The sequence below is a fragment of the Kluyvera sp. 1366 genome, assembly GCF_054823405.1.
In genome coordinates this window covers 89,714-111,553 of record NZ_JBTRDW010000011.1, presented here as the reverse complement: position 1 = coordinate 111,553, position 21,840 = coordinate 89,714, and the positions used below count along the sequence as shown (strand labels likewise).

Below are 21,840 nucleotides of genomic sequence, written 5' to 3'. Positions count from 1 at the left end.
GCGGGAGAAGGCCGGGATGAGGGACAGACCGCACCCAAACAAAAATGGCGACCCATTGGGCCGCCATTTTTCATTCTAATTTAAACAATTAGAAACGCAGTGATGCGCCAACATACGGGCCATCGACCAGTACGTTATCTTTGCGGCTACCTTTGTTGTTCAGCTCAATGTACTGATAACCCACACGCAGGTTCAGCAGCGAAATCGGCGTGAAGCTCAGGCCGCCAGAGGCTTCCTGATAGCTATCGAGGCGATCGGAGAACGCTTCTGGCGCATAGTAATATTCGCCGTACAGGCCCCACATGCTGTTGAAGCTGTATTGCGCTGCGCCACCGACTGCCACGGTGAAGCCATCACGACCATCTTCCGGATGCGTGAACAGCGCTTTCGCGGTAGGCGCAATGCGGAAATCACCCACGTCGATGTTATAGCCGAGGCCCGCACCGTAGGTGCTGCCATCGTGATCGCTGCGCAGCCAGTTGCCTTTCAGGAACAGGCCCGGTGAAGTGGTGCCGAGGCCAAGGTTCAGGTTGGTGCTATGCTCACCCACGTCAACACTGCCCTCAATTGCCTGTGCGCCGCTGCTCAGCAGTGCCAGACCCAAAACGCTTCCAGTAACAAGTTGCTTTAACATGTGATTCCACTCCATGAAGGACAATTAATTCGGCGGCAAGGGTACCAGCCTGGCGACGAGAGACAACATTATTTGGAAAGCTTTACGTAAAAATGGATTACGGCGGGGAAAAAAGTGGCCCTTAAAGGCCACTTTTCAGATTAGAAGCGCCAGGCTGCGCCGATAAAAAGACCATCAATCGCACGATGGGTTTTATATTCGTGCAAGCCACTGCCGAGATAGCGGTAACCGGAACTCAGCGTTAACCAGTGGGCCGGTTGGTAGTAAACTCCGGCCTCAAACTGATGCAGATGATCCAGCTTATAGGTGCTGAAGTTAGGCGCCATGCTGAAATCGAGATAGAGCCAGGTATGGCGCGCTTGTGGCAGTGGAGCCATCGCGCGTATACCCGCATTCACGCCGTAGCTGGAGGTTTTATCATGGTTCAATTCAGCCCAGAACAAACCGACGCGCGGCACAATGCGCATTGCGCCTACAGCCACGCCATAACCCAGATTGGCGTCCAGCAATTCTGACTGATGTTTGGCATTCACGTATTCCACGCCATATTGCAGGCCTGGCGCGGTTTTTTGGCTGTTGATGGCGGCCGCAAAGAAATCACTGCCCCCCTTTACGCCGATTTCCTGAGCAGTTACCCCAGCGGAGGCCAACAGGAGCCCCATTGCAAAATACTGACTTTTCATTTATCGCTTCCTTATCGTTTAAGCGGGCAAACAATAAGCAAAGCGATCGGGCTGCTGTATGAGCAATGACTCAAAACCAGCGGATTACGATACCCACAGTAAGTGGCTTAACAGCGGCGCGAGAATGACGGTGACGACGCCAGACAGCATCATCACCAGGCTCGACACCACGCCTTCCTGCTGGCCGAGTTGATACGCGCGCGCGGTGCCTGCGCCATGTGATGCAGCACCAAAACCGGCGCCTTTAGCCACGCCCTGCTTGATGGCAAGACGCAGAAACAGCACGTCGCCCACCGCCATACCAAACACACCGGTGATCACCACAAACAGCGCCACCAGATCCGGCTGGCCGCCAATCGGCTGCGCGGCTGCCAGCGCAAACGGCGTGGTAATTGAGCGTACCGCCAGGCTGCGCTGAATGGTTTCCGGTAACGTTAGCAAGCGCGCCAGCCACACCGAACTGCATACTGCCACCAGCGTGGCCGTCAGCACGCCCACGCTCAGCGACAGCCAGTGACGCTTGATGATCTCAAGGTTCTCATACACCGGCACGGCAAATGCCAGCGTCGCCGGGCCAAGCAGCCAAATCAGCCAGTGGCTTTCAGCGATGTAATTTTTCCAGCTGACGTGAGTGAGCAGCAACAGCGCCACCAGCACCAGCGGCGTCAATACCAGCGGCATCAACAGCAGCGTGCGCCAGCGGCGATAAAGAATTTTGTTGAGGTAGTAGACCAGCAGCGTGAACGCCAGACACAGCAGACTAATCAGCAGATCATTCATGATGCGCCTGCTTGCGTGCGGCGCGTGCCAGTTCGAAGCGATATAAACGATCAACCACCAGTGACGTCGAAGCCAGCACCAGCAAGGTACTGACGCCGATCACCACGCAGATGCGCCAGCCTTCACTGCGCAGCAAATCGCTGTAGTTCACTACCGCCACCACCGCTGGAATAAAGAACAGCAGCATTTCTGCCAGCAGCCAGTTGGCGCCAGCTTTCACCCAGCGCAGCGGCACGATGCGCGTCATGATCAACACCAGCAGCAGCACCATGCCCACTACGTTGGCGGGCAGCGGCAGATGCAGCCAGCTCACCAGCCTGTCGCTGAAAATAAACAAACCGACATACAGCACCAGCTGCAGCGGAACAAAGGTACGTTGCAGGAGATCCGTTCTGCGCGGACTTAATGCCATCATTGCTTGTTACCTGGATGAAAAATTGAGGTGCCCAGTATAAATCCGCCGCAAACTGTGAAAGAAATGAATTAAAATTATTCAAACTATGCCAAAAAGGAATGTTTATGGATGTGCGCGCCCTGCGCTACTTCACTGAGGTGGTGCGCCAGCAGAGCTTCACCCGCGCCGCTGAGAAGCTGTTCGTGACGCAGCCGACCATCAGCAAAATGCTGCGCCAGCTGGAAGAGGAGCTCGGCTGCACCTTACTGCTGCGCGAGGGCCGCAAACTGCATTTAACGGATAGCGGTCAGGCGGTTTACCAGCGCGGACTGGTGATTCTGCAAGAGTTCCACCAGCTTGAAGCGCAGTTGGGCGATATCAACCAGCTGAAAACCGGCGAGCTGCGGCTGGGTATTCCGCCGATGGTCGGCATGCAGATGGCCGGATCGATCTCCGCCTTTCGCCGCCGTTATCCCGGCGTACAGCTGAAAATATCCGAGTTCGGCGGACTGACGGCGCAGCAAGCGGTGCTGAGTGGCGCGCTGGATATCGCCCTTACCGCACTGCCGATCGAATCCGAACTGCCGCTCAATACGCTGGAGCTGATGCACCATCCGCTGTGCGTGCTGCTGCCGCGCAGTGAACAATGGCGCGATCACCGTAAAGTCGGTTTGGCAGATTTAGCCGAACATCCGCTGCTGATCCTCAATGAAGAGTTCGCCTTGAATCGCCAGATTCGTAAAGCGTTTCAACGCCAGAACCTGACGCCAACTATTGCGCTGCGCAGCGCGCAGTGGGATTTTCTCGCCGCGATGGTGCAGGCGGGCATGGGACTGGCGATTCTGCCGGAGCCCATTTGTCAGCGGCTGGATAAGCAGTCGCTGCTGTGGCTGCCACTGGAATCGGAGCTGCAGTGGAGTTTGGGGTTGATTTGGCGGGAAGGCAGTTATCTGTCGCGCAGCGCCGAGGCGTGGATTGAATGTTGCCGTGAACACTGGCCGGATAGTGCGCCGCGGCTGTCGGTGTAAAAACAACCGCAGCACATTAGCGTAGCGGCGCAATGTTTTGCGCCGCTACCGATGAACAATATGGCTTACTGCTATTCCTCTTTCTCAATCAGCAACGCTTCCAGCAGATCAAGATCGTGCAGCAGTTTCTGCATTGTCTCGTTGGAGATCTCCTGCGTGGCGCGCAGATGATAGACCTCGGCGCGCTCGGCGCGCAGCGCATTGAGGCGGAAACGACGCTCGAGATTTTCGGCAAATAGCGCCTGCTCAATATCGTTTTTCCCCTCCGCACGACGACGCAGGTTACCAATCACGCGCAGGCTGACCTCTTTCAGCAGCTCAGGATCGATGTTCTCTTCGGTGTCGCTCTCAAGACGCTGCTCCATTTTATGCAGGCTCTCAATCGCCACACCCGCCATCGCGGCACGCGCAAACTGAATCTCACGACGATGGCCGACCTTATCGATGCTTTCTACATCGCGCAGCAGAATCGGCAGCAGCACCACGCCAACCAGCAGCGACACCAGAATCACGCCGGTAGCGATGAAAACCAACTCATAGCGCGCCGGGAACGGATCGCCGTTGCTCAGGAACAGCGGAATCGACAGCACACCGGCCAAGGTAATGGCACCGCGCACGCCGGCAAAAGAAGCAATCAGCAATTCACGCAGTGAGTAGTTGGTAAACTCCAGCGGCTTCTTCTTCAGCAGACGCATGCTGGTGCGCTTCATGATCCACAACCAACCGAAACGCACCACCATCAGCGCGGCGTACACCAACAGAACGTCGGTAAACAGCATCCACAGTTCCACGTTAGGATCGGCTTGCGCCTGCGCAATCGAGGTGGAAAGGATGTCGGGCAGCTGCAGGCCGAGCATCAGGAACACCATGCCGTTGAACACGAACTCCAGCATCTGCCAAACGCTGTTCGCGCGCAGACGCATCGCCAGCGGTGCCTGGCGGATAATGCCGGAACGCGTAATGGTCATACCGGCGGCGACGGCGGCGAGAATGCCCGATACGCCAAGGTGTTCCGCAATCAGGTACGAGGCGAACGGTAACAGCAGCAGCAGCACGGTCTGTGTTGCCGGGTCATCCCCGCTCCAGCGGCTCAGCAGACGCAGCGAGCGGCCATACAGCCAGCATATCGCCACACCAGCGACCAAACCGCCGACCGCCACTTTGAGAAACTCAACGCTGGCGCCGCCCCACGTAAACACCATGGTGCCCATCGCCACCGCGACGGCAAACTTCAGCGATACCAGGCCCGACGCGTCGTTCATCAGGGCTTCGCCCTGCACAATCGACATAATTTTTTTCGGGATGCGTCCTTCACCGACAATGCCGGACAGCGCCACGGCATCGGTTGGCGAAAGCACCGCCGCCAGCGCGAAGGCGGGAATCAGCGGAATCCCTGGCACCAGCCAGTAAATCAGGTAGCCAATCCCGACCACCGTGATCAGCACCAGAACCAGCGCCAGCCCCATGATTTCGCGACCGTGATGCAGGAACTCGTTTATCGGCGTTTTCCAGCCATCCGCAAACAGCAGCGGCGGAATGAACAGCACGAGGAACAGTTCCGGATCAAAATCGACATGCAGGCCGAAGACGGGAAATGCGAGCAGTGCACCGGCGGCAATTTGCACCAGCGGCAGGGGAATTTGAAACGGCAGAATACGTGCCGCCACGCTGGAGAGTGAAACCACCAGCGTCATGATGAGAATAGTAAAGAAGATTTCCATGCTTTCCTTAGGCGAATCAATTTCATTAAAGCGATGTTGTTGCGTGGGAAAGTGTAAAACAAAACGCCGCACAGCGGAGCAACCCGATGTGCGGCGTGATGCAGAAAGCGAATAATCCTGGAATTATTCAACTTTCAGGTCAGATGGCCCAGCCACCGGCATAGAACGCGACCAGCGCGACAGCAATCACCACGGTGCCCACGTTCAGCTTGCGCCACTCACCGGCAAACAGGCGTCCAATCACCAGTGAAGCGAAGCCGAGCATGATGCCGGTGACGATGTTGCAGGTCAGCACGATGAACACGGCGGTCAGCAAGCCGGACATCGCATCAACAAAATCGTTGAAGTCGATTTTTGCCACGTTACTCAGCATCAGCAAGCCAACGTACATCAGCGCCGGCGCGGTCGCGTAAGCCGGAACCAGATAGGCCAGCGGCGACATAAACAGGATCACCAGAAACAGCAAACCCACCACAATCGCCGTCAGACCGGTTTTACCACCCGCCGCCGTGCCCGCCGCCGATTCGATATAGACCGCAGCTGGCGAAGCGCCGACCAAGCCGGCGAACAGGCTGCTGACGGAATCGGTGGTTAACGCACGACCGCCGTTGATGATCTGCCCCTCTTTATCCAGCAGATTCGCCTGCCCCGCGACCGCGCGGATGGTACCGGTGGCATCAAAGACGGCGGTCATCACCAGCGCCAGCACGCTTGGCAACACCACCGGTTGCAGCGCACCCATGATATCGAGGCTAAACATCGCTGATTGCCCGTTAGCATCCTTCAGGCTCGGCATGGCAAACAGACCTTGATAGGTCACCGCCGGATCGAAAATCAGGCCGAGAATCGAGATGGCGATGATGGTCAGCAGAATGCCGCCCGGCACGCGGCGTTTTTCCAGACCAAAAATCGCCGCCAGTCCCACCAGCGACATGATCACCGGGAACGAAGCGAATTGACCCAACGCCACCGGCAAGCCCGGAGCCGGATTTTTCACCACCAAACCAATGCCGTCAGCGGCGATCAGCAGCAGGAACAAGCCGATACCTACGCCGGTGCCATGCGCCACGCCCATTGGTAAGTTGCGCAGTATCCATGCGCGGATGCCGGTGACCGAAATCAGCGTGAACAGCAAGCCCATCAGGAACACCGCACCAAGCGCCACCGGCACGCTAATGTGCTGGCCGAGCACCAGGCTGAACGCGGTGAAGGCGGTCAGCGAGATGGCGCAACCAATCGCCATCGGCAGATTGGCCCACAAACCCATGATGATCGATCCAAAACTGGCGACCAGACAGGTAGCGACGAACACCGCCGTTGGCGAGAAGCCCGCTTTGCCCAGCATGCCGGGCACCACGATGACGGAGTACACCATCGCCAGAAACGTTGTCAGACCCGCCAATACTTCCTGACGCACGCTGCTGCCGCGTGCAGAGATATTGAACCAGGCGTCCAGTTTTCCACTGGCCGGGCGCGATTCGCCAGACATAATTCTTCCTCAATTTTTTTGTGATGTGAGTCGCCGCGCGGCGCACGTTTGCCGTTCCCTGATGGCGGTTTTTCATGATGAAAATCCAGGCAAACGTTTACGTCGCCGCGTATTCCAGGCCGTAAAGGGGGACGCGGAAAAAAGGCAAACGATTATCTGGCGTTTGCCCTGGGGTTTTCAACTCTTAATCACGGGTATTGCAGGATAAATCCAGGCAACTCACCCCGCCAGGCCGCCAATTATGGCGGCCTGGCTGAACTCAGCGGCTTAACTCAATCGCGCCGCCCTGCTGGATCGCCCGTTGCCAGGCCGCGCGCTGCTGCATGGTTTCCAGCCAGCGGGCGGTGGCGGGCGTATCGCGTAGGGAACCACGCAGTTGCAGCGCCAGCAGCGGGAAGCTCATCTGCACATCGGCGATGCTAAAACGTGAACCGGCAAAAAACGCATGCTGCGTGAGATGCTCTTCAATTACCCGACCATGTAGAGCCAGCTGTTTATTCAGCCAGGCTTTCTGAATCCCTTTGCTCAGGGCGATGCCGGCCGGGCGCAGCAGCCACGGCACCGGCTTTTTGCCAAACTGCGCAAACACCAGTTTCATTACCAGTAATGGCATCAGCGAACCTTCAGCGTAATGCAGCCAGTAACGAGCCTGAATCTGCTCATCTTCATGACTCAACGTCAGCTGATGCTCACTGTCGTACTTCAGTTGCAGGTATTCGAGAATTGCGCCTGATTCGGCAATCACGCGATTACCGTCGGTGATCACCGGGGATTTGCCCAGCGGATGCACTTTCTTTAGGGAATCGGGTGCCAGCAGGCTGTTTTCACGCTGATAGCGTTTGATTTGGTAAGGCACCGCGAGCTCTTCCAGTAGCCATAACACGCGATGCGAACGGGAGTTTTCCAGATGGTGAACGGTGATCATACGGTTTCCTTGCCGGTAAAAGTGTTCCGCCAAGTATAGTCGATCAGCGTTTTTGCTCGTCCTGTTCCGGATCGAGTAACACCGCGCCCGAACCTTGCTCGCCCAACCGGTCACCGGGATTGCGCAGCGGGCAATCGCGCATCGATAAACAGCCGCAGCCAATGCAACCATCAAGATCGTTACGCAAGCGCGTGAGGGTTTCGATGCGTTTATCCAGCTCCTCGCGCCAGTGCTGCGTCAGCGCGTCCCACTCTTGTGTCGACATCCGTTTATTAGCCGGCACATGCGTCAGGCTGTCGCTCACCGTCGCCAGCGGAATGCCAATGCGTTGTGCAATTTTGATGATGGCAACGCGACGCAGCACGTCACGGCTGTAGCGACGTTGGTTGCCGCCGTTGCGCGAGCTACAGATCAATCCTTTGGTCTCATAGAAGTGCAGTGCCGACACCGCCACGCCGCTGCGCTTCGCCACTTCGCCCGGCGTCAAAACCGGCTTCGGGTAATTGCGTTCTTTTTTCATTTAGGGCCTTTACCTCAAGTTAACTTGAGGAATTATACTCGCACCCCAGCAAAACTTCGAATTTCTTACCAGGCAAAAAACATCAGAAGGATGAGGCTATGATGCAACAGGAAATCATTCATTCGCTGTCCAACTGGATCGATCAGAATCTGGATAAAGCGCTGTCAATTGATGAAGTCGCGGCAAAATCAGGTTACTCAAAATGGCATCTGCAGCGTATGTTCCGTGCCGTCACGAAACAAACGCTGGGTGGCTATATTCGCGAACGTCGTCTGACGCTGGCCGCTGAGGCGCTGCGTCAAACCCAGCGTCCGGTGTTCGATATCGCGATGCAATACGGTTATGACTCGCAGCAGACGTTCTCGCGCGTGTTCCGCCGTCAGTTCTCGCAAACGCCCACCGCTTATCGTCACACCATGCGTCGTCAGGCGATGATTCAGCGTCCGCGTTTGCTCAGTTTTGACTGTGCAGACAACAACATGACCAGTTTTGCCCAGCGAACCACCGGCGAGTGCTGCCCGGTTAGCTAACCCTTTCTGCGCGCCCCTTGCGGGCGCACCTCGCTTTTCCTGCCTGTTTTTTCCTCAGTTCGATAAAAATCTTTCTACCTGACCCGGTATAAATTTTGTTCAAAATTTAAAATCGAGTGATATAATGTGAGCCAAGTCACACTTTCCTGTCTTCAGTAAGACGGCCAGAAGGACTTCCCTGACCTTCCTTCTCAGCCGCCAGTGATGTCGATTGAATGTCGGGGATATCACTGATTCTAAGAGGTTTTTGCAGATGGCCACCCTAACCACCAGTTTGATTGTAATGCGCTGGGAACTCCTGAGTGCGGTAATGATGTTTTTCGCCAGCACCATGAAAATTCGACTGCGTCAGAACAGTCACCACGTGATGGCGCTGCTGTGCGGTGGCATCGGCGTTGGCATGTCATGCTGGTTTGTTACTGGCCTACTCGGTATCACGCTGAGCATGGAGAATCTGCATAACTTTATGGAAATCTCCAAAAACGCCTTTATCGAAGTGATGAGCCAGACGCCAACCGATTGGCCAATGCCTTAATCGCCGCCAATAAAAAACCCCGCCGAAGCGGGGTTTTTTATTTTGCTGTGTGATTCTAAATTTTCTTCAATACGGCCGGAATGGTCACTTCCGCCACCGTGATGCCCGGTATCTTCGTACCGCGGCGATCCTGAATCCACATATCACCCATCATTTGATTTAGCCCGCGATCCAGACCGGTCACCAAACCCGCGCCCGGCGTGAAGGTTAATTCGCCGAAGTAGATCTGCTCGTTATCGATGTACCAATCCACGCGCACATAATCGAAATCGCTCGCCAGCTTTTTACTCAACGCCAACGCGTGCTGCAACGAGGCCATTTGCGGCGTCACATCCAGGCCGGTATCACGAATTTTGTGATACGCCTCGTTGAGGTTGTTGACGTAGAAGTTCATCGACAACAGCGGATTGCAGCGGTTGTAGATCACCTGCAGCACATACTCAAAGCTGCCGTCGCGCTTGTTGAACATGTGGAACTTGTAGTCAATTGGTGCCGATTTACCATCGCCAATGTACTGCTCCACCAGAATGCGTGGCTTGATGTAGCGATAGTGAATCTCGCGCGCTTCGTTGGCGAAATCGGTCTTCAACCAGCGATGGCAATCGTTGATAATCTGCTGCTTCTTCAACGCATCCGGCTCTTCCAGCAGGATCTCCACCATGTTGGAGGCGTGATTCGGCTTGATAACGGTATTTTTCCAGCTCGGCAGCGTGTGCAATGAGCTGGGATCGCTGGTCTCGTAAACCAGCGGGATCAGGTATTCGCTGCCCACTTTCTCGGCGATATATTCACGCACCGAATATTTGTCCGACAGACGACCATAAATCTGATAATCGCCATGGATGAATTTGCGATACAGCACCTTCTCGTTAAACACTTTCGGCTCGCGCAGATTAGGCAATTTGCGGAACTTGTGAAAATAGTAGATACGATCCTGGTATGCCCAGGGCATCTTCTTGATGAAGTACTGAACGCTTCTTCTGAGTTCATCTTTCAACTTGAGCATATCTGACCTCATTTGTAGGTTTTGTAGTTGAGTGAGGAAACCTGGATTTTTTGGATGACGCCGTTTTTGAAGAAGTAATTCATTACGGTAAGAGACAGCAATTCTGAGATGAAAACGCTCCATGCGGCACCCATGATGCCGTAGCTCTGGATCAGCCACCACGACAGCGGCAAGCTGATGACCATCAGGCAAACGATTTTCTTCAACAGATAATTAAACCCGCCTTCTTTGACCATGTAGCGATACGCTACGGTCCCCATCGCCGAAAAGCAGGTTGCTAACGACAACAACGTAATGAGACTTCCTGACTGTGTGTACTCGTGACCATATAAAGCGATGATGATTTTTTCGCCGTACATCGCGATCACCGCTAACAACAACAATGAAACACCCATGACATAACCATTAAGCCGTGCTGTCAGCTTGATGGCGGTTTCTCCACGCTCACGGAAGATTTCCGAAAAGCAGGAAGTGATGATGGCGACCGGGATAAAAATCCAGGAGGCCGAAATGGTATTGGCGGCGGCGAACAAACCAAGATCGCGCGCTGAGGCGATGCCTGCCAGGAACATCTGTGCCGCTTTCACCTGCACCGAGATAAAGATGCTGGAGATGGCCAGCGGCAATCCGGCGTACAGCAAATAGCGCAGATAGGTGTTGCGCTTATCCTGCGGCGGCGCCACATCCTGATTTTCGCGATAAAAGTTAAAACGCTTAATGACGTACGGCACCAACGTGACGGCGACAATCGAAACGGTCAGCCATAGCGGATTGAGGTGCAGCCAGGCAATGGCGAAACTTAAGCTGAAGCCCAGCAGCAATCCGACAGAGTTGGCGATGGTATTCAGCCGCGACGCTAAGCGCGCATTGTTGTAGACACTGAAGGTGTCCTGCGTCACGAAAACCGAAGAGATAAACGAGGCCAGTGCAAAAGCGAGGAAGTTTTCCTGCATGTTGTACCAGACCCAAATCAAGACGGGCAGCGATGTAAGCAACAGTAAAACCATGCGCATGTTGCGCGCTACGGTCATCAGGCGCAGCCCTTTCGGTGCACTCTTACTGATACGTTTAAACAGAATGGTTTCCGTACCGAAAATCGCCACGGTCTGCACCATGGAAAACAGTGAGGTCGAAAACGCCATTTGGCCAAAGATGGTTGGACCAAAGGATTTTGCCACGTAGGAGGTCACAAATATGACGCCGAACACGGAGACGATCTTTTCAGACATCATCCAGGCGGCATTCGACATTACGCTCAATTTCATTGACTGATCCTTAGTATTACGAACTACAACAACTTTCGGTACAACGTCCTTGAAATGAATTAACAAGCGCTCAGTGGGCCTGACTTAATTTATTAACTTCAAACCAAACTGGTCCGAAAAATGAGACTCGCGTCAGCAATTAGGAATTATATTCAGGAAAATTCCGATTATATCCGGTGCGAAACTCGGTGGATGTAAACGATTTCAGCCTAAATTCTAAGCAAAAGTTTACTGGCATACCCTGACATTTCTGCAAGTGGTTTATGCCGATTTTCCAATGAATGTAGTATTTTTCTGCATTTGGGATGGAGAGAATTTATATCAAAAACCTAAAGCCAGGAAGGCGTTCAATGCCATTCGGAATAAAATAAGATTTATCCCATGATGATATTTCTTCTAAATATCTTAATTTAACCCTCGCAATTCAAATCGCGCACTTTAATACTGCATTAATAGTGTTTTTGCAGTGCCAGATATTAATACAGTAATTCTCATCCACTAATTGATAAGAAAGGTAATAGCATTTATGAGAAAGTCACGATATAGCGAAGAGCAAATCACAAATGCCATTAAAGCTTCTGAAACGGGAGTGAAAGTCAGGGAGATTTGTGAGGAGCTTGGCATTTCCGAGGCCACTTTCTATAGCTGGAAGAAGAAGTTTTCTGGGCTCTCTTCCGAAGAAGGTAGAAAAATCAAGGAGCTGGAAGATCAGCTACTTAACCTCACGCGTGAGCTGCAATCACTGAGTTCCGATAAAGAGATGCTGCAAAGCGTATTGAAAAACTTCTTCACCACCAATGAAAAGCGTCAGGCGGTTAACTTTCTGCAAACGACATTCGACATAGGTACCCGTCGTAGCTGCCGTTTACTGGATATTAGCCGTAGCGTTTATCATTATCCTGCAGGTACAGATAATCGCTAATACCATTAAGGCCGATGTTATTTGACCTAATGCTGAGATTTGTTCTTACCAGAAGATATGAAGATCATTTAATACGGCGTTCACAACATAACAATTCGCACCAATTTTTCCTGATGAATACCATCGCGGAATTGCTTCCTTTTTTGCGGTAAAATAGATTCACATCAGCAAAAGTCTCTCTATTCAAGCCATTCTAACGAAGTCCAATCTCATTTCGGTGAGATTGGCGCTTCGATTATTACTTTACCAACATTAATCATCAGTCCTGAATGCGGATAGTTCTGTTAAGCATTAATGAACAACCGCGTGTAACCGCTCACACACAACCTCTGTTTTCATCTGGATCTGTTCTGAGATCGATTCGTCAATCGTTTGACGCGCGTAGACCATAATTCCCTCTTCTGTTGCCAGGAATAATCCTGATAACAAAGGTTACCCGCCCTAAACAATAACGGCCAAAAAGCGGGAAATAAGTTAAATTCCTGCACCCTATTCATCGCTACGCTTAATGGTTTTTTGCCAAAGGTTAATGGAATCTTTCTTAACATCTCTCGATTCCCTTAAGCAAAAAGTGGTTTTCAAGTGCCAATCTTCAGTGCCAAATGGCAATAAACGGTAGGTTAGATGCATGTTTTTGCGCGTTAATGCGTCGGTTTTTTCCGCTTTAGGGCCTGCGATAGCCAGGAAGATTGGAGATTCGTGAAGGTTCAGTAAGCCTTAATACGGTTAAACACTCATACGCCGGATGAAACGGTATGACTTTTTATGACAAATCAGCGCTAAAAAGAGGGCTGCAATTAGCCAAAATGTTATATCGATGGCCAAGTGAGCGCCTGAATGGGCGAAGAGGCGCGTGAAAAGGGTTAGTCAAATTCTTAAAATACAGCGTAGTACGCTGCCGAAATGATTTTTCAGCAGCGCTGATTTTGATGACCTATACCGCAGTGATGTGCGGCTGGGGTTTAATACGCATCGCGTAGATCACGCCAATAATCAAACAACCAATGCCAAGCGCGGTTAGCAGCGGCGGCCAGCTTTGTCGCCACAGGAATGTCCACAGCAAACCGGCTAAGGTTTCGAACACAATCAGCGGCCCCATGATCACCGTCGGCACGCGTTGGCTGGCCGCATTCCAGCAGAGCGTGCCCAACCATGAGCAAATCAGCCCGATACCTAACATTAATAATAGAAAGCGTTGCGGCTGCGGCCCGAATGGCAGCGCAAATGCAGGTTGCTGCCAGTGAAGCTGCACGCAGACTAATAGATAGAACACTATTGCCAGCGGCAGCGTCACCAAACCTTGTGCCGTCGCCCAGCTGGATGGCTTGTGCTGGGGATGCGCGCGTAACCATAAACCATTACGCAGCGGATACCATGTCCAGCATGCCACCGCCAGAACCGCTAACCCTAAACCGGTGAGATAGCGCGACCAATCAAAATCGGGGCCTTGCGTCTGGAGTTCGGCGGCATTCACGCAAGCCAGGCCCACAGCAATAATCAGCAACGCTGGCGTCAATTTACGCCACGGCAAGCGCCCTTCAAGATGGCCATAACAGAGATTGGCCGTCACGGTAATCACCACCGGCAAGGTGCCGATAATCATGGTAGAAATGGGCGCGCCGGTGCGTTGAATCGCGCTGGCGAGAAACGCGTAATAGAGCAAATTGCCAATCAGCGACAGCTTCAGCGCTTCAATCCAGTCTTTGCGCGCCAGCTGACGCAAACGACGGCGATCCAGCCAGGCAAGCGGCAACACCACCAAACCAAAGGCGACGTAGCGGCCGGCCGATTGCAAGGTGCCGGGATAATCCGGTATTAACAGCGGGCCCACAAAGATCAATCCCCACATCAGTCCCGCCGCCAGCGCAAACAGTATTCCAGCAAACATAAACTCTTCCTTTATATGCATTCCGCTGCAGTGTGACGCAGGTGGAGGCTAAAGGCTTGTAGCAGATTGCGGTTAGCGTGAAGGGAACACTTGTTTTTGATAGCGGCCCGGCGTGATGCCGTAGCGATGCGCGAAGGCGCGGGTGAGATGAGCCTGATCGGTAAGACCAACCGATGCCGCGACGGTTGCCGCACTGTCGCCGCGTGCCAGCTGCTGTTTTGCTGCGAACAGACGAAAAGCCATCAGCATTTGATGCGGCGTGACGTGGAAGTGTTGTTTAAAACTGCGCAGGAAATGCCACGGCGACAGTGATGCCAGCGCAGCAAGTTCTTCGAGGCGCACCGGTTCGGCGAGATTTTCACGCAAATAGCCTCTTACCGCATCAAAGCGATGTGCACCTTCGACAGGTCGCTGCTGTCCCTGACGCGCCAGCGGACGCATTAACTCCAGCAGTTCGAGCAAAATGCTTTCACGCTCCAGCGGGGTTTCCGCCTGCCACATCTGCGCCAGCAATTGAGAAAACGGCTGCGCCAGACGCGCATCGGTGCGCAGAGCATCGGTGAACCACCAATGACGATCGCCGGTCAGACGATCCATCTCCTGCGGATCGATATAGATCATGCGATAACGCCAGCCTTCGTCGCAGGCAGATTCACCGGTGTGCAGCTCGTCAGGATTCATCATCACCAGCGAATGCTGCGGCGCGGTGTAACTGGCGCCGCGATAGCGAAAGCGCTGGGCGCCCGATTCGATAGTGCCGATGCCAAAGGCTTCATGGGTATGCGGTTCAAAAGCGTAGCGGGAGATGTGCGCCTGATACAGCTCGATGCCCGGCAGCTCAGCGAAATGCTGAAACTGCGCACGATCTTGCTCACAAGGAAAGATTTCAGGAACCACCTTCACGACACACCTCCGGAATAAATCGCTTATAAGCATGCGCGGCAGTGGCGATAAATGCAAAGCGGATTTGCTTTACCTCGTTGCAAGTTCACCGGACACTGACAAGACTTAACAGGAGATAAAAATGGCTAATCGTGTGGTTGTGGTAGTGGATATGCAAAACGGCGTGCTGGCATCGCCGCGTTTTGATCGTGCCGGACGCTGCGAGCGGATCAATCAGTTAACCGCTGCGGCCGATCAGGTGATCTTCATCCAGCACGTTGGCCCAGGTTTAGAGGTCAATTCAGCAGGCTGGGCCATCGTCCCCGAGTTGCAGCAGCCGGCCAACGCCATCTTTGTCAATAAAACCGCCTGCGACAGTTTCTGGCAAACCGATCTCGCCGCTCAACTCGACCAACGCGGTATTAAAAGCTTCGTTATTTGCGGCTGCGCGACTGATTACTGTGTCGATACCACCATCAAAGTCGGCGCCAGCCTCGGCTATCACATCACCGTCGCCGCCGATGCGCATACCACCGCCGACCGCACCTATGTTTCCGCGCAGCAGCAAATCAATCAGCACAACGAAGTGTGGGCCGATTTGATTATGCCGGGCAACCCGGTGCTGGTACGTGAGACGGAAGCGTTATTGCGGGAATGGCGACCGCATTAAGGGTTCTGCTATTGAAGTGCTTGGCTGCTGTCAGCTATACAAATAGCTATTTCTCTACTGAGGCTAGAGCATGAAGGTCATATGTATTCGAGTGCCTGATAACTTCAAAAAACGAAGCCCAGGATTCAGTATTATTGCGGATCAAAGATGTTTTTCCCGGAAAGTGAATACGGTAGTGCAATTCTTTGGTGGTAATAAAGAAGCTGCTTACCAATGGATGTACAGCCCAGTGAAAGCTCTGGGATCTATCTCTCCACTATCTTTATTTACGAATGAAAACGGAATAATGGATATTGAGGACTTGATTGGGCGTTTAGAACACGGCGTATTTACATAAAGGTATATTTATCAATATATTAAACATGTATTTTCAACTAAAAAATTTTCAGTAGTCACCTCCATGCTTTGACCATACTTGCACAATAGTGACGGACGCGCAGCTTCTGCGGGTGCGTAAGGGCTATCCGCAGCGCTGAAGTGAAAGCGTTGGGCCAGGAGACAGCCGCAGGATGCGGCTGTCAGTTCGGGCCGGGCAGGAAGCCCGATCCCGAACGGTCCGTCGGCACAATGCTGGAACTGAAGGCACCGCGTAAGCGGCGCGAGGACTGCCCAGCAACAGCAGAAGCTGCGCGTCCCGCACAAAGGACAAAAAAATGCCACTCCTCGCGGAATGGCATTTCTGGATTCGATAACGTCCGGCCTGAGATAGCTCAGGCGGAATATCAGAACGGAATATCGTCGTCAAAATCCATTGGTGGTTCGTTATTGGCTGGCGCGCTCTGCTGCTGTGGACGCTGCTGCGCACCGCCGCTGAACTGGTTGCCACCGCCCTGCGGCTGCTGTTGTGGCTGCTGTGGCTGGCCCCAACCGTTATTATTGCCGCCGCCCTGGCCGCCCGCCGGTGCGCCACCTGCGTTCGCGCCCTGCTGACGTCCGCCCAGCATCTGCATGGTGCCGCCAACGTTAACCACCACTTCAGTGGTGTATTTTTCCTGGCCGGCTTGATCGGTCCATTTGCGGGTACGCAGCTGACCTTCGATGTAAACCTGAGAACCTTTACGCAGGTATTCGCCAGCCACTTCCGCCAGCTTGCCGAACAGCACAACGCGGTGCCATTCCGTGATCTCTTTGTTTTCACCGGTTGTCTTATCGCGCCAGCTTTCTGACGTGGCCAGCGTAATGTTGGCTACCGCGCCACCATTTGGCATGTAGCGCACTTCCGGATCCTGACCCAGATTCCCGACTAGAATCACTTTGTTTACGCCACGACTGGCCATGTTGCTGTCTCCCGATGAGTTGATGCTAAAAGTCTAAGTGAAAAATTGTATCACGTCACATTGGCGTGTGCCCACTTTAGAGCGGGATTCCAAAATTTATCGGCGGACAGAATAGCAAAAACACTGGATATTTATTCAGTTTATTTTTTGTGCCATAATGGACCGTTTCTGCTGGTCGTGCTGGCAAGGCATGGCGAGTGTTGTTCAATCCGGGAAAGGTGAATGGATAAGATCGAAGTCCGCGGTGCTCGCACCCATAATTTGAAGAACATCAACCTGATCATCCCTCGCGATAAGCTCATTGTGGTCACCGGTCTGTCAGGTTCCGGTAAGTCTTCGCTGGCGTTTGATACGCTGTATGCGGAAGGCCAGCGTCGCTATGTCGAGTCGCTTTCGGCCTATGCGCGCCAGTTTCTTTCATTAATGGAGAAACCGGACGTTGACCATATTGAAGGTCTTTCGCCCGCCATCTCCATTGAGCAGAAATCGACTTCGCATAACCCGCGTTCCACTGTCGGCACCATTACCGAAATTCACGACTACCTGCGCCTGCTGTTCGCGCGCGTGGGTGAACCGCGCTGTCCGGATCATGACGTTCCTCTGGCAGCGCAAACCGTGAGTCAGATGGTCGATCAGGTGCTGTCGCAGGAAGAAGGCCGTCGTCTGATGCTGCTGGCACCGGTGGTGAAAGATCGCAAAGGCGAACACACCAAAACGCTGGAAAACCTCGCCGCGCAGGGCTATATCCGTGCGCGTATCGATGGTGAAGTGTGCGATCTGTCGGATCCACCGAAGCTGGAGTTACAGAAGAAGCACACCATCGAAGTGGTGATTGACCGCTTCCGCGTGCGCGAGGATCTGGCAACGCGTCTGGCCGAATCCTTTGAGACCACGCTGGAACTGAGCGGTGGCACCGCGATCGTCGCCGATATGGACGATACCAGCGCCGAAGAGATGCTGTTCTCGGCCAACTTTGCCTGCCCAATCTGTGGCTACAGCATGCGTGAACTCGAACCGCGCCTGTTCTCGTTCAACAACCCGGCCGGCGCCTGCCCGACCTGCGATGGCCTGGGCGTGCAGCAATATTTTGATCCCGATCGAGTGGTGCAGAACCCCGAGCTGTCGCTGGCCGGAGGCGCCATCCGCGGCTGGGATCGCCGTAACTTCTACTACTTCCAGATGCTGCGCTCGCTGGCAGAGCATCTGCAATTCGATGTTGAAGCTCCGTTTAACAGCCTGAGCGACAAAGCGCGCGAAGTGATTCTGTACGGTTCCGGCAAAGAGAATATCGAATTCAAATACATCAACGATCGCGGTGACACCTCAGTGCGCCGCCATCCGTTTGAAGGCGTGCTGCACAACATGGAGCGCCGTTATAAAGAGACGGAATCCAACGCGGTGCGCGAAGAGCTGGCGAAATTTATCAGCAACCGTGCCTGCGCCAGCTGTGAAGGTACGCGTCTGCGTCGTGAAGCGCGTCATGTTTTTGTTGAAGACACCAACCTGCCGACCATCTCAGAAATGAGCATCGGTCATGCGATGGATTTCTTCGCCAACATGAAGCTGAGCGGCCAGCGTGCGCAGATTGCGGAAAAAATCCTGAAGGAGATTGGCGATCGCCTGAGCTTCCTGGTGAATGTCGGCCTGAATTACCTGTCGATGTCACGCTCGGCGGAAACGCTCTCCGGCGGTGAAGCGCAGCGTATTCGTCTGGCCAGCCAGATTGGTGCCGGTTTGGTCGGCGTGATGTACGTGCTGGATGAACCCTCAATCGGCCTTCACCAGCGCGACAACGAACGCCTGCTTGGCACGCTGATTCACCTGCGCGATCTCGGTAACACGGTGATTGTGGTGGAGCACGATGAAGATGCGATTCGTGCCGCTGACCATGTGATCGATATCGGCCCAGGCGCGGGCGTGCACGGTGGTCAGGTGGTTGCCGAAGGTGATGTGCACGCGATCATGGCGAATGAAAATTCCCTGACCGGCCAGTTCCTTAGCGGCAAACGCGAGATTGCGATTCCCCAAGAGCGCGTCAAAGGCGATCCAGCCAAAGTGCTGAAACTCACCGGTGCGCGCGGTAACAACCTCAAAGATGTCACGCTGACGATTCCGGTCGGCTTATTTACCTGCATCACCGGCGTGTCCGGATCGGGTAAATCGACGCTGATCAACGATACGCTGTTCCCGATTGCGCAGCGCCAGCTCAACGGCGCGACCACCATCGAAGCCGCGCCTTATCGTGAGATCGCCGGTCTGGAGCATTTCGATAAAGTGATCGATATCGATCAGAGCCCGATCGGTCGCACACCGCGTTCGAATCCCGCGACCTACACCGGCATTTTCACTCCGGTGCGTGAACTGTTCGCCGGCGTGCCGGAAGCGCGTTCACGCGGCTACAATCCGGGGCGCTTCAGCTTCAACGTGCGCGGCGGACGCTGCGAAGCCTGTCAGGGTGACGGCGTGATCAAGGTAGAGATGCACTTTCTGCCCGACATCTACGTGCCGTGCGACCAGTGCAAAGGCAAACGCTATAACCGTGAAACGCTGGAGATTAAATACAAAGGCAAGAGCATCCACGAAGTGCTGGATATGACCATCGAAGAAGCCCGCGAATTTTTTGATGCGGTGCCAGCGCTGGCGCGTAAGCTGCAAACGCTGGTCGATGTCGGCCTGTCGTATATCCGTCTGGGCCAGTCAGCTACCACGCTTTCTGGTGGTGAAGCGCAGCGCGTCAAGCTGGCGCGTGAGCTGTCAAAACGCGGCACCGGCCAGACGCTCTATATCCTCGATGAGCCGACCACCGGCCTGCACTTTGCGGATATTCAGCAGTTACTGGAAGTGCTGCATCAGCTGCGCGATCAGGGCAACACCATCGTGGTGATTGAGCACAACCTCGACGTGGTGAAAACCGCAGACTGGATTGTCGATCTCGGCCCGGAAGGCGGCAGCGGCGGCGGTGAAATCCTGGTGTCCGGCACGCCAGAAACGGTGGCGGAGTGTGAAAAATCACACACGGCGCGTTTCCTTAAGCCAATGTTGAAGAAGTAAATTTCTCTCAGGCCCGCCATTGCGGGCCTGTTTTTTCTGTCGGATTCCGCAACGAAATGCAGGAACAGGCAAGAATCAGACAACTTCAGGCATATACGCATTCCCCCCTGCTGACTATCCTTACAACGTTCCTTTTGGCGTCCCTTACGCCCTTTATCCCTTCAGTACGCTGAACGGGATCCCGCATAGAAATCACGACACATCCTACTGGAGACACCATGAATATTACGCATGCCTATGCCGCACAGGACGCGAAAGCAAAACTCGCCCCGTTCGATTTTAAGCCACGCGAACTGCGCGCTCATGATGTGCAGATTGAAGTGTTGTACTGCGGCGTCTGCCACTCGGACCTGCATACCGCGCGCAACGAATGGCGCAACACCATTTTTCCTGTGGTGCCTGGCCATGAGATTGTCGGTCGCGTGACGGCCGTTGGCGCTCACACCCACAACTACAAAGTGGGCGATTTGGTCGGTGTTGGTTGTATGGTTGATTCCTGCCGCAGCTGTCCAAGCTGTCAGGAAGGGCTGGAGCAGTATTGCGAAAATGGCTTCGTTGGCACCTATAACGGCGAAGACCGTGAAACCGGCGCAATCACTTACGGCGGTTACTCCACCAGCATGGTAGTAGATGAAAGCTTCGTGCTGCGCGTACCAGAAAATCTCGATCTGGCGGGCGTTGCGCCACTGCTGTGTGCCGGTATCACCACTTACTCACCGCTGCGCCACTGGAATGTCGGTCCGGGTAAAAAAGTCGGTATCGTCGGTTTGGGCGGCCTTGGTCACATGGGCGTGAAGCTAGCTCATGCGATGGGCGCACATGTGGTGCTGTTCACCACGTCACCGTCAAAAATTGAAGATGGTAAACGTCTGGGCGCTGATGAAGTGGTGATCTCGAAAGATGCCGACCAAATGGCCGCACACACCAACAGCTTCGACTTCATCCTGAACACCGTTGCAGCGCAGCACGATCTCAACCCGTTCATCGCCCTGCTGAAGCGTGATGGCAACATGACGCTGGTCGGCGCGCCGGAGCACGATCACCCGGCACCGCAGGTCTTCAACCTGATCTTCAAACGTCGCAGCATCGCCGGTTCACTGATTGGCGGCATCGCGGAAACCCAGGAAATGCTGGATTTCTGCGGCAAGCACGGTATCACTTCAGATATCGAACTGATCGCGATGAATCAAATCAACGAAGCCTACGAACGTATGCTGAAAAGCGACGTGAAATACCGCTTCGTGATTGATATTAATACCCTGCGTGAGGAATCTGCGGCTTAATTCGCCTCAGTGTTCATCATGGTTGACGCCCGCCGCGCGCGTGGCGTCAGCCTGTTGCCAGGAAGCATCCACCAGATAGTAAATCTGCGAATCTTTTAGCGAACCATCCAGCCACAGCGTGCTCCAGTGCGACTTATTTAAATGTTCGCTGGGAAACACATCGTTGTGCTCCTCACGTAACAATTCCGCTAGCGCAGGCGTGGCTTTCAGCGACAAGGCCGGACGCCCTTTTACCTCATAAAGCATGGCAAACAGCACACCTTCACTTTTAATCTGCGTCGCCTGCCAGCACTCTTTAAAGCTTTGCTCCGCGCCCGGCTTGCTCATGCAGTACGTCAGTAAATCCGAAGTATTCAT

22 protein-coding genes are annotated in these 21,840 nt (G+C 54.0%); 8 read left to right on the top strand and 14 right to left on the bottom strand.

The window, feature by feature from the left end; genetic code table 11:
* Positions 1-88 precede the first annotated feature (88 nt).
* The 4 genes from ACVLVH_RS21580 to ACVLVH_RS21565 all read right to left on the bottom strand — a co-directional run bounded on the left by ACVLVH_RS21580 (position 89) and on the right by ACVLVH_RS21565 (position 2,512).
* Complete coding sequence (locus ACVLVH_RS21580) at positions 89-634, bottom strand: YfaZ family outer membrane protein (RefSeq protein WP_008109987.1); 546 nt, start codon at positions 632-634, stop codon at positions 89-91.
* Positions 635-774: 140 nt separating this feature from the next.
* Entirely contained in the window at positions 775-1,317 is a 543-nt protein-coding gene (locus ACVLVH_RS21575; RefSeq protein ID WP_192412665.1) for a YfaZ family outer membrane protein, read from the bottom strand.
* 84 nt (positions 1,318-1,401) lie between these two features.
* A complete protein-coding gene (locus ACVLVH_RS21570; RefSeq protein ID WP_210081820.1) occupies positions 1,402-2,097 on the bottom strand; it encodes an LrgB family protein in 696 nt (231 codons plus the stop codon).
* Positions 2,090-2,512: a CidA/LrgA family protein gene (locus ACVLVH_RS21565; protein ID WP_008109984.1), complete on the bottom strand. Its 423-nt coding sequence runs from the start codon at positions 2,510-2,512 to the stop codon at positions 2,090-2,092. The genes ACVLVH_RS21570 and ACVLVH_RS21565 overlap by 8 nt, the downstream gene beginning before the upstream one ends.
* Positions 2,513-2,616: 104 nt before the next feature.
* Between ACVLVH_RS21565 and ACVLVH_RS21560 the strand changes: the two genes are divergently transcribed.
* A complete protein-coding gene (locus ACVLVH_RS21560) occupies positions 2,617-3,519 on the top strand; it encodes a LysR family transcriptional regulator (protein ID WP_498950028.1) in 903 nt (300 codons plus the stop codon).
* 71 nt (positions 3,520-3,590) lie between these two features.
* On the opposite strand, the gene ACVLVH_RS21555 is transcribed toward ACVLVH_RS21560, so the two are convergent.
* The 4 genes from ACVLVH_RS21555 to soxR form a co-directional block, all read right to left on the bottom strand.
* Positions 3,591-5,240 carry a Na+/H+ antiporter gene (locus ACVLVH_RS21555; protein ID WP_498950027.1) on the bottom strand — a complete coding sequence of 550 codons (1,650 nt, stop codon included), beginning with the start codon at positions 5,238-5,240 and terminating at the stop codon, positions 3,591-3,593.
* 139 nt (positions 5,241-5,379) lie between these two features.
* On the bottom strand, positions 5,380-6,729 hold the full coding sequence (locus ACVLVH_RS21550; protein ID WP_101763048.1) for an NCS2 family permease: 1,350 nt from the start codon (positions 6,727-6,729) through the stop codon (positions 5,380-5,382).
* A gap of 259 nt (positions 6,730-6,988) precedes the next feature.
* Positions 6,989-7,654, bottom strand: a complete 666-nt coding sequence (locus ACVLVH_RS21545) for a glutathione S-transferase family protein (RefSeq protein WP_137384974.1) — start codon at positions 7,652-7,654, stop codon at positions 6,989-6,991.
* Between the two features lie 43 nt (positions 7,655-7,697).
* Positions 7,698-8,174, bottom strand: coding sequence for a redox-sensitive transcriptional activator SoxR (soxR, locus tag ACVLVH_RS21540; RefSeq protein WP_101763050.1), 477 nt, complete (start codon positions 8,172-8,174; stop codon positions 7,698-7,700).
* 98 nt (positions 8,175-8,272) lie between these two features.
* On the opposite strand from soxR, the gene soxS reads away from it, so the two are divergent.
* Both soxS and ACVLVH_RS21530 read left to right on the top strand, forming a co-directional pair.
* Positions 8,273-8,704 carry a superoxide response transcriptional regulator SoxS gene (gene soxS, locus ACVLVH_RS21535; protein WP_036649992.1) on the top strand — a complete coding sequence of 144 codons (432 nt, stop codon included), beginning with the start codon at positions 8,273-8,275 and terminating at the stop codon, positions 8,702-8,704.
* 253 nt (positions 8,705-8,957) lie between these two features.
* Positions 8,958-9,239: a YjcB family protein gene (locus ACVLVH_RS21530; RefSeq protein ID WP_008109973.1), complete on the top strand. Its 282-nt coding sequence runs from the start codon at positions 8,958-8,960 to the stop codon at positions 9,237-9,239.
* 55 nt (positions 9,240-9,294) lie between these two features.
* Here the strand turns inward: ACVLVH_RS21530 and ACVLVH_RS21525 are convergent, their stop codons facing one another.
* Positions 9,295-10,245 carry an ATP-grasp fold amidoligase family protein gene (locus ACVLVH_RS21525; protein ID WP_101763051.1) on the bottom strand — a complete coding sequence of 317 codons (951 nt, stop codon included), beginning with the start codon at positions 10,243-10,245 and terminating at the stop codon, positions 9,295-9,297.
* Positions 10,246-10,253: 8 nt separating this feature from the next.
* Positions 10,254-11,510, bottom strand: coding sequence for an oligosaccharide flippase family protein (locus ACVLVH_RS21520; RefSeq protein WP_101763052.1), 1,257 nt, complete (start codon positions 11,508-11,510; stop codon positions 10,254-10,256).
* Positions 11,511-12,036: 526 nt separating this feature from the next.
* Here ACVLVH_RS21520 and ACVLVH_RS21515 point away from each other — a divergent pair.
* Positions 12,037-12,432, top strand: a complete 396-nt coding sequence (locus ACVLVH_RS21515) for an IS3 family transposase (RefSeq protein WP_008109970.1) — start codon at positions 12,037-12,039, stop codon at positions 12,430-12,432.
* A 934-nt stretch (positions 12,433-13,366) separates the two neighbouring features.
* Here the strand turns inward: ACVLVH_RS21515 and ACVLVH_RS21510 are convergent.
* Both ACVLVH_RS21510 and ACVLVH_RS21505 read right to left on the bottom strand, forming a co-directional pair.
* A complete protein-coding gene (locus ACVLVH_RS21510; RefSeq protein WP_137384971.1) occupies positions 13,367-14,320 on the bottom strand; it encodes a DMT family transporter in 954 nt (317 codons plus the stop codon).
* Between the two features lie 72 nt (positions 14,321-14,392).
* Entirely contained in the window at positions 14,393-15,223 is an 831-nt protein-coding gene (locus ACVLVH_RS21505) for an AraC family transcriptional regulator (protein WP_192412671.1), read from the bottom strand.
* A 121-nt stretch (positions 15,224-15,344) separates the two neighbouring features.
* Here ACVLVH_RS21505 and ACVLVH_RS21500 point away from each other — a divergent pair, with 121 nt between their 5' ends.
* Together ACVLVH_RS21500 and ACVLVH_RS21495 are read left to right on the top strand one after the other, a co-directional pair.
* Entirely contained in the window at positions 15,345-15,872 is a 528-nt protein-coding gene (locus ACVLVH_RS21500) for an isochorismatase family protein (protein ID WP_192235999.1), read from the top strand.
* Between the two features lie 70 nt (positions 15,873-15,942).
* Positions 15,943-16,209, top strand: a complete 267-nt coding sequence (locus tag ACVLVH_RS21495) for an antitoxin Xre/MbcA/ParS toxin-binding domain-containing protein (RefSeq protein ID WP_137384968.1) — start codon at positions 15,943-15,945, stop codon at positions 16,207-16,209.
* A 385-nt stretch (positions 16,210-16,594) separates the two neighbouring features.
* On the opposite strand, the gene ssb1 is transcribed toward ACVLVH_RS21495, so the two are convergent.
* Entirely contained in the window at positions 16,595-17,149 is a 555-nt protein-coding gene (gene ssb1, locus ACVLVH_RS21490) for a single-stranded DNA-binding protein SSB1 (protein WP_061718369.1), read from the bottom strand.
* Between the two features lie 222 nt (positions 17,150-17,371).
* Here ssb1 and uvrA point away from each other — a divergent pair, with 222 nt between their 5' ends.
* Both uvrA and ACVLVH_RS21480 read left to right on the top strand, forming a co-directional pair.
* A complete protein-coding gene (uvrA, locus tag ACVLVH_RS21485; protein ID WP_101763058.1) occupies positions 17,372-20,200 on the top strand; it encodes an excinuclease ABC subunit UvrA in 2,829 nt (942 codons plus the stop codon).
* Between the two features lie 218 nt (positions 20,201-20,418).
* The gene (locus ACVLVH_RS21480) at positions 20,419-21,483 is read left to right on the top strand and encodes an NAD(P)-dependent alcohol dehydrogenase (RefSeq protein ID WP_137384967.1); all 1,065 of its coding nucleotides are present in this window, start codon (positions 20,419-20,421) and stop codon (positions 21,481-21,483) included.
* 6 nt (positions 21,484-21,489) lie between these two features.
* Here ACVLVH_RS21480 and ACVLVH_RS21475 read toward each other — a convergent pair whose 3' ends face one another.
* The gene (locus ACVLVH_RS21475; RefSeq protein WP_101763060.1) at positions 21,490-21,840 is read right to left on the bottom strand and encodes an MmcQ/YjbR family DNA-binding protein; all 351 of its coding nucleotides are present in this window, start codon (positions 21,838-21,840) and stop codon (positions 21,490-21,492) included.

Coding starts and splice junctions, on each gene's coding strand:
- ACVLVH_RS21545 (WP_137384974.1), bottom strand. CDS start 7,654: ATGATCACCGTTCACCATCTGGAAAACTCCCGTTCGCATCGCGTGTTA.
- ACVLVH_RS21475 (WP_101763060.1), bottom strand. CDS start 21,840: ATGAATACTTCGGATTTACTGACGTACTGCATGAGCAAGCCGGGCGCG.
- ACVLVH_RS21510 (WP_137384971.1), bottom strand. CDS start 14,320: ATGTTTGCTGGAATACTGTTTGCGCTGGCGGCGGGACTGATGTGGGGA.
- ACVLVH_RS21565 (WP_008109984.1), bottom strand. CDS start 2,512: ATGATGGCATTAAGTCCGCGCAGAACGGATCTCCTGCAACGTACCTTT.
- ACVLVH_RS21495 (WP_137384968.1), top strand. CDS start 15,943: ATGAAGGTCATATGTATTCGAGTGCCTGATAACTTCAAAAAACGAAGC.
- soxS (WP_036649992.1), top strand. CDS start 8,273: ATGATGCAACAGGAAATCATTCATTCGCTGTCCAACTGGATCGATCAG.
- ACVLVH_RS21555 (WP_498950027.1), bottom strand. CDS start 5,240: ATGGAAATCTTCTTTACTATTCTCATCATGACGCTGGTGGTTTCACTC.
- ACVLVH_RS21520 (WP_101763052.1), bottom strand. CDS start 11,510: ATGAAATTGAGCGTAATGTCGAATGCCGCCTGGATGATGTCTGAAAAG.
- ACVLVH_RS21560 (WP_498950028.1), top strand. CDS start 2,617: ATGGATGTGCGCGCCCTGCGCTACTTCACTGAGGTGGTGCGCCAGCAG.
- ACVLVH_RS21480 (WP_137384967.1), top strand. CDS start 20,419: ATGAATATTACGCATGCCTATGCCGCACAGGACGCGAAAGCAAAACTC.
- uvrA (WP_101763058.1), top strand. CDS start 17,372: ATGGATAAGATCGAAGTCCGCGGTGCTCGCACCCATAATTTGAAGAAC.
- ACVLVH_RS21575 (WP_192412665.1), bottom strand. CDS start 1,317: ATGAAAAGTCAGTATTTTGCAATGGGGCTCCTGTTGGCCTCCGCTGGG.
- ssb1 (WP_061718369.1), bottom strand. CDS start 17,149: ATGGCCAGTCGTGGCGTAAACAAAGTGATTCTAGTCGGGAATCTGGGT.
- ACVLVH_RS21550 (WP_101763048.1), bottom strand. CDS start 6,729: ATGTCTGGCGAATCGCGCCCGGCCAGTGGAAAACTGGACGCCTGGTTC.
- ACVLVH_RS21530 (WP_008109973.1), top strand. CDS start 8,958: ATGGCCACCCTAACCACCAGTTTGATTGTAATGCGCTGGGAACTCCTG.
- soxR (WP_101763050.1), bottom strand. CDS start 8,174: ATGAAAAAAGAACGCAATTACCCGAAGCCGGTTTTGACGCCGGGCGAA.
- ACVLVH_RS21525 (WP_101763051.1), bottom strand. CDS start 10,245: ATGCTCAAGTTGAAAGATGAACTCAGAAGAAGCGTTCAGTACTTCATC.
- ACVLVH_RS21500 (WP_192235999.1), top strand. CDS start 15,345: ATGGCTAATCGTGTGGTTGTGGTAGTGGATATGCAAAACGGCGTGCTG.
- ACVLVH_RS21515 (WP_008109970.1), top strand. CDS start 12,037: ATGAGAAAGTCACGATATAGCGAAGAGCAAATCACAAATGCCATTAAA.
- ACVLVH_RS21570 (WP_210081820.1), bottom strand. CDS start 2,097: ATGAATGATCTGCTGATTAGTCTGCTGTGTCTGGCGTTCACGCTGCTG.
- ACVLVH_RS21580 (WP_008109987.1), bottom strand. CDS start 634: ATGTTAAAGCAACTTGTTACTGGAAGCGTTTTGGGTCTGGCACTGCTG.